The organism is Mannheimia sp. (genome assembly GCF_056854775.1).
Genome location: NZ_JBXGGI010000133.1, coordinates 1 through 5,840 on the forward strand (window position 1 = coordinate 1; position 5,840 = coordinate 5,840).

Below are 5,840 nucleotides of genomic sequence, written 5' to 3' on the forward strand. Positions count from 1 at the left end.
TCTTAATTCGATTACCGTAACTAAAGGAGTGATTACTGTATCTGGTAAGGGGACACTTAATGATTACAGCTATACACTGACCCCAACTTTTATCAACAATACAATTAGTTGGTCATCGAGTTGTAAAGGGAGTGATACGAGCTTATTCCCAGCAGGTTTCTGTAATGCTACGGCTACACCAAATGGTTAGTTAAGAAATTGAGGAAATCAAAATGGAGTATACTGTTACCGATTTAGCCAACCAAGAAATGATTGAAATTTCGAGCGAGCAGTGGCAGAAAAATTGCAATGAAAAACAGATTTTATTGCGATATTTGGCTGTGCCACTGCAAGAAACACAATCTCAATTATGGTTGGCGGTAGACGATATGCAAAATATCAGTGCTTGTGAGATTTTTGCCTTTATCTACCATAAGCAAATTGAACCTGTTTTGATTTCCTCCGATGAATTAAAGTTTCTGCTCAATGCCCTTTCACCCGAACAGAGTAGCTTGCAGAGTGAAATTTATGAGGATAATGTAGCGTATTCATTAGCACATTCGGAGCAAATAGACAGAAATGATCCGATTATCCAAATTTTAGATAATCTGTTTAAATTCTGTTTAAAAAATAATGCTTCAGATATTCATCTTGAACCGCAAAAAGATAAGTTGCTCATTAGACTAAGAATTGATGGCGTGCTACATATTTATAAAACACTCCCACAAAGTTTATCGAGTAGACTGATTTCTCGCATTAAATTATTGGCTAAATTAGATATTAGTGAAACCCGTTTACCACAAGATGGGCAATTTCACTTCAAAACAATTTTAGCGGAAACCTTAGATTTCCGAGTTTCAACTTTACCTACCCATTTGGGTGAAAAAGTCGTCCTTCGGCTTCAAAAGAATAAACCGACTAATTTGGATTTTCTGGAGTTAGGTTTTAACCAAAATCAAAAAAGAGCATTACTCAATGCACTCAACCAACCTCAAGGATTAATTTTAGTAACAGGTCCAACAGGTAGCGGAAAAAGTATCACTTTATATAGTGCATTAAGCCATCTTAATACTAGCGAAAAGCATATATTAACGGCAGAAGATCCGATTGAAATTGAGATAGAAGGTATTATTCAAACCCAAGTAAACAGGGGCATTAATCTTGATTTCAGCCAACTATTGAGAACCTTTCTCCGTCAAGACCCCGACATCATTATGCTTGGGGAAATTCGTGATGAAGAGAGTGCGGAAATTGCCCTAAGAGCAGCTCAAACAGGGCATTTAGTGCTTTCAACATTACATACCAATGATGCTCCTTCTGCGATAGAGCGATTGTTGCAACTCGGGATAAAAGAATTCGAGCTGAAAAATGCGTTGTTGCTCGTGGTAGCTCAACGTTTATTAAGACGAACTTGCACAAAATGTGGCGGCATCGGTTGCGAAAATTGCTATCAAGGCTACAAAGGAAGAATTGGGGTGTATCAACTATTCAGCCGATCTGCAAAAAATTTTGACAAAACGACCGCTTGTTTGGATTTTGAAACCTTAGCTGAAAGTGCGAAAGAAAAATTAGCGGAAGGAAAAACCAATCAGGCAGAAATTTTGAGGGTGTTAGGAAATGGCTAAAATTTATGAATTTCATTGGAAAGCGGTGGATCGTTTCCAACAAAAGCGTAAAGGCAGGCTATTATCTTCAAGCCGAGAAGAGCTTGAAAGCACATTACTTGCAAAAGGTTATGAGCAAATTCGAGTTAGCCGAAACTTTGTTTTTTCGCAAAATCCGAAAAAAGAGGAAATCAGCCAATTTTTATCCCAACTGGCATTGTTAGTGAATTCTGCCGTACCGTTAAAGCAAGCTCTCTTTTTGATTTTACAAAATTGCCGAAATATTAGGTTATATCAATGGCTAAGTGAACTAATTCAGTTAATTGAAAGCGGCTATTCTTTTTCTCAATCACTGGAAAAACTAGGGAAATTTATCGCTAACCAAGAAATTCAACTGATTAAAATGGGCGAGCAGAGCGGAAAACTCGGTTTGATTTTAACTAACTTAGCACAGAGCAGAGTTAAATCAGATAAACTGGCTAAAAAAGTCAAGAAAATCCTGTTTTACCCTGCAATTGTACTGTTTATCTCGCTATCTCTTTCTATCGGGCTTTTAGTATTTATCGTGCCACAATTTGCCGAGCTTTATGGTACGAAAGCACAAGCTTTACCACTGATTACCGACATTTTATTTTCTCTTTCTCGATGTTTGATTGAGCAGAAAAACCTTTTATTCACTTTGTTATTACTAGCGGTCATTTTTTTCTTATTTTTTGCAAAAAGAGGGAATTGGGGGACAAAATTGAAACTTAGGTTATTGTCTAAACTCCCTATTTTTAGGCAAATTATAGAACAAGCACGAATAGTCTTTTTTAGCCAAAATATTGCATTAATGTTGAATGCTCATATTCCGTTAGATGTCGCATTAAAATCATTTTTATCCGAAAAAAGTGATGACCCTATATTACAAAAAGAGGTTGAGTTTATGCTTAATCTTTTGCAGCAGGGCTATAAATTTTCGCAAGGCATTAACCCAAATGTATTTGGCTTAGATATGCCACAAATGATCGAAATAGGCGAGCGGAGCGGCAATGTTGCTAAAATGTGTGAGCATATTAGCGAGATATACCAACAAAAACTGGATTATCAAATTGATATTCTCTCCCAGCTATTAGAACCAATGCTGATGTTACTAATGGGCGTGATTGTCGGTACGATTATTATAGGGCTATACTTACCGATTTTTGATATGGGAAGTTTAGTGGAGTAATTTATGTGGCTTTTACTTTCCATTTTATCCGCATTTTGGTTTAAAGCAGAAATCCCAAGATTTGCGACACGAATAAACCAGCAAATTTATCAAGAAATGATTTCAATCAATCAGCTTAAGTTAAGCGAGCAGGAATTTATTGCACAATCTGCGTTAAAACCTCAACAAACAAGATGGACAAACCTCTTTTTTCTGCTTTTTCCACTTATTATGTATTGTTCGGAAAATCCGACTATTGGCGTAATTTTTATTCTACTTTGTTTTCTCTCCCTTTTAGATATTTGCTACTACCTAACAGACACTCGCTATATTGGACTTATTTTTCTGCTTGTGTTATGGGAAGGATTAAATAATTTCCATAATGAGACTTTACTGTTTACCTATTTATTTTGCTTATTCATAACTCTTTTCTCCTCTCTTATTTTTAAAAAAGAAACATTTGGCTCTGGTGATATGTTGTTATTGCTAGCTTTATCTCCCTTATTTGATGTAGAAAAAATGTTATTGCTGATATTAATTGCCTGTTTGCTAGGTATTTTTTACTATTTTGCTTATTGGTGGATAAAAAAGCAAAACTTAGAAAAGTTGGCATTTATTCCGTTTATGAGTTTGGCGATGAGCATTGTTGTAACGCTTGAAAGCAGGGGGATTAATTACTAGAATTGAGAAACTTTAATTTTGAGGAATTTTTATGACTTACGTTGTCGGCTTAACAGGCGGAATCGGTAGTGGGAAAACAACAGTTTCGGATTTATTTGCCGAGCTTGGTGTAGAAATTATTGATGCAGATATTGTTGCTCGCCAAGTGGTAGAAAAAGGAACGCCTCTGTTGGCTCAAATAGTAGAGCATTTCGGGGAAGATATTCTTAACACTGAAAAAGAGCTGGATCGAGCTAAGCTACGTCAAATTGTGTTTAACAATGAAACAGAAAAAAACTGGCTGAATAATTTACTTCACCCGGCTATTCGGGTAGAAATGGTAAAAAAATTGCAAGAATCGACCGCTTGTTATGTGATTTGGGTTGTCCCTCTGTTAATTGAAAATAAATTAACCGAGTTTTGCGATAGGGTATTAGTGATTGATGTTAGCCCGGAAATTCAGTTAGAACGAGCCACAAGGCGAGATAAAAGCAAAACTGAAACCATTAAAAATATAATGGAGGCTCAAGTAAGCCGTGAGGAAAGGTTAAGTTATGCTGATGATGTGATTGAAAATAACTTGCCACTTGAGCAAGGATTACCTTTAATTAAAGAACAGGTTCAAGCGTTACATCATAAATACTTGGTATTAGCAAAAAAGGAGAAAGAATGCCAGAAAACATCGTAAATTGTCCAACCTGTGAAAAAGAAGTTGTATGGAACAAAGAGAGTAAATACCGCCCGTTTTGTAGTGAGCGTTGTCAGATCATTGATTTAGGCGATTGGGCGGCGGAAAAGCACGCCATAGCGAGTGAAGAGGCGGAGCTTTTCAGTGAGGATTTGGAGAAATATTAGTTATGCAAATTGAGCAGAGAAACGCTCTAGCTCTAGCCAAATATCATCGCTAAATTCTTGTTTTATTTTACGCTCTAATTCAGCAAGTTGTTGGATTAAGGCGTAAAGTTTTTTATAGGTTAAACGTTGTACCACTTGGCTGTAGAATGGTCTGCGATTTTGCCAGATCTTCAAGCGGTCAAATTCTATTCGTAAATTACCATTAAAGAGAGCTTGCTCACTTAATACTGGTGTTGGAGAGCGTGTAATTTCAAGCAAAACCAGCAGCTCTTTTTGCACAATGCGTAATAAAACAACCGCTTGTACTTCTTCATTTTGCAAGTGATGTAAAATGCGTTGAGCTCTTCCGATTTTTCCTTCAAAAAGGGCATCAATCCATTGGAATGGAGTAAATTGAGCGGAATGTTCCACTACTTCTTTGACTTTATTAAGGGTAATTTTGCCATCATTGCATTGAAGCTGTAGCAGTTGTAATACTTGTTTTAATGCAAGTAAGTTGCCCTCGTAGCTATAGCAGAGTAGCTGATTTGCTTCAGCTTCAATCTGTAAATTCATCTCTTTGGCTCGATTACTTAACCATTGTGGTAGCTTGCTGATTTCTGGTGTTTGGCAATTAATTTGCACTAATTGAGCTTCAATTTGACTAAACCAAGCCTGCTTTTCCATCGTTTTGGAAAATTTTGGCAAATGTAAAATAAAGAGTAGATCAGAATGAACTAAGGCACAAAGCTCAGCAAGTTTTTTTAATTGTGTAGCCGTTGGCGATTCAGGAAAATTGAGAATAAGAATTTGGCGTGTAAAAAATAGCCCCATCTCTTGAGTTGCTTCAAAAAGAGTTTCCCAGTTTGTGTCATTCTTAATTTCAATCTCTTTCTTTTCATCAAAGCCGTTTGAACGAGCAAATTGAATAATCAAATCTTTGGATTCATTAACTAACAGTAAATCGTTCCCTGTTAATAAATAAAAGGGCTGTAATCCTTTGTTTAAAGAGAGTTGGAGTGTTTCCGGGAAAATTTTTTGCATACAGATAAACAATGGGCGAAGAAAATTTCGCCCCTATAATGATTATTTTGAAAGTTCTTTTTTCAATGTTGCCATTTTAATAATAAGCTGACGAGAAGCCTGCTCATACATATCTTTCATAATCATCTCTTGTTCCGCAGATTTAGCAAGGGCTGCACGAGAGTCATCAAAGAAAGTGCGGTGAACAGATACTTCTAACGGATATTGCCCTTTATTTGGAATGTCGGCAATAGCATCTACGTTTAGTGTTAAGATTTTTTCTGCTTCACGAGCTTGTTTGAATACAGAAACCACTTTGCTATCTGTTGAGGTAGAGACTAAACGAAGTTTTGATACATTTGCCGAGCTTGGTACTAATTTTACATCACTTAATTGTAGCTCATTACGCAAAATGCGAGACATATCACTATGTTGGTCTGCACTTTCAAAAGTGAGTGTTCTGAGTGATTCAGGCAATACTTCATTATTTTTGAAATGCCAACCGCAGGCTGTCAGAGCAAAAACAGCAACGAGAGAGAGTTTTTTAATCA

At 36.5% G+C, this 5,840-nt stretch carries 7 protein-coding genes and 1 pseudogene; 6 read left to right on the forward strand and 2 right to left on the reverse strand.

Annotated elements, in window-relative coordinates:
* The 6 genes and pseudogenes from ACJHV0_RS09400 to yacG all read left to right on the forward strand — a co-directional run.
* Window positions 1-190: pseudogene (locus ACJHV0_RS09400) on the forward strand (prepilin-type cleavage/methylation domain-containing protein); the annotation flags it as partial.
* A 22-nt stretch (window positions 191-212) separates the two neighbouring features.
* A complete protein-coding gene (locus ACJHV0_RS09405) occupies window positions 213-1,604 on the forward strand; it encodes a GspE/PulE family protein (protein WP_483134020.1) in 1,392 nt (463 codons plus the stop codon).
* The gene (locus ACJHV0_RS09410; RefSeq protein ID WP_483134021.1) at window positions 1,597-2,793 is read left to right on the forward strand and encodes a type II secretion system F family protein; all 1,197 of its coding nucleotides are present in this window, start codon (window positions 1,597-1,599) and stop codon (window positions 2,791-2,793) included. The genes ACJHV0_RS09405 and ACJHV0_RS09410 overlap by 8 nt, the downstream gene beginning before the upstream one ends.
* A 3-nt stretch (window positions 2,794-2,796) precedes the next feature.
* Complete coding sequence (locus ACJHV0_RS09415; RefSeq protein ID WP_334236262.1) at window positions 2,797-3,453, forward strand: prepilin peptidase; 657 nt, start codon at window positions 2,797-2,799, stop codon at window positions 3,451-3,453.
* 31 nt (window positions 3,454-3,484) lie between these two features.
* Window positions 3,485-4,120 (forward strand): dephospho-CoA kinase, encoded by a 636-nt coding sequence (gene coaE / locus ACJHV0_RS09420; RefSeq protein ID WP_483134022.1) that lies wholly within the window; start codon window positions 3,485-3,487, stop codon window positions 4,118-4,120.
* On the forward strand, window positions 4,102-4,287 hold the full coding sequence (gene yacG / locus ACJHV0_RS09425) for a DNA gyrase inhibitor YacG (protein WP_483134023.1): 186 nt from the start codon (window positions 4,102-4,104) through the stop codon (window positions 4,285-4,287). Before coaE ends, yacG begins: the two co-directional genes overlap by 19 nt.
* On the opposite strand, the gene holA is transcribed toward yacG, so the two are convergent.
* Together holA and ACJHV0_RS09435 are read right to left on the reverse strand one after the other, a co-directional pair.
* Window positions 4,288-5,310: a DNA polymerase III subunit delta gene (gene holA, locus ACJHV0_RS09430; protein ID WP_483134024.1), complete on the reverse strand. Its 1,023-nt coding sequence runs from the start codon at window positions 5,308-5,310 to the stop codon at window positions 4,288-4,290.
* A 42-nt stretch (window positions 5,311-5,352) separates the two neighbouring features.
* Window positions 5,353-5,838 (reverse strand): LPS-assembly lipoprotein LptE, encoded by a 486-nt coding sequence (locus tag ACJHV0_RS09435; protein ID WP_483134025.1) that lies wholly within the window; start codon window positions 5,836-5,838, stop codon window positions 5,353-5,355.
* Window positions 5,839-5,840: the final 2 nt, after the last annotated feature.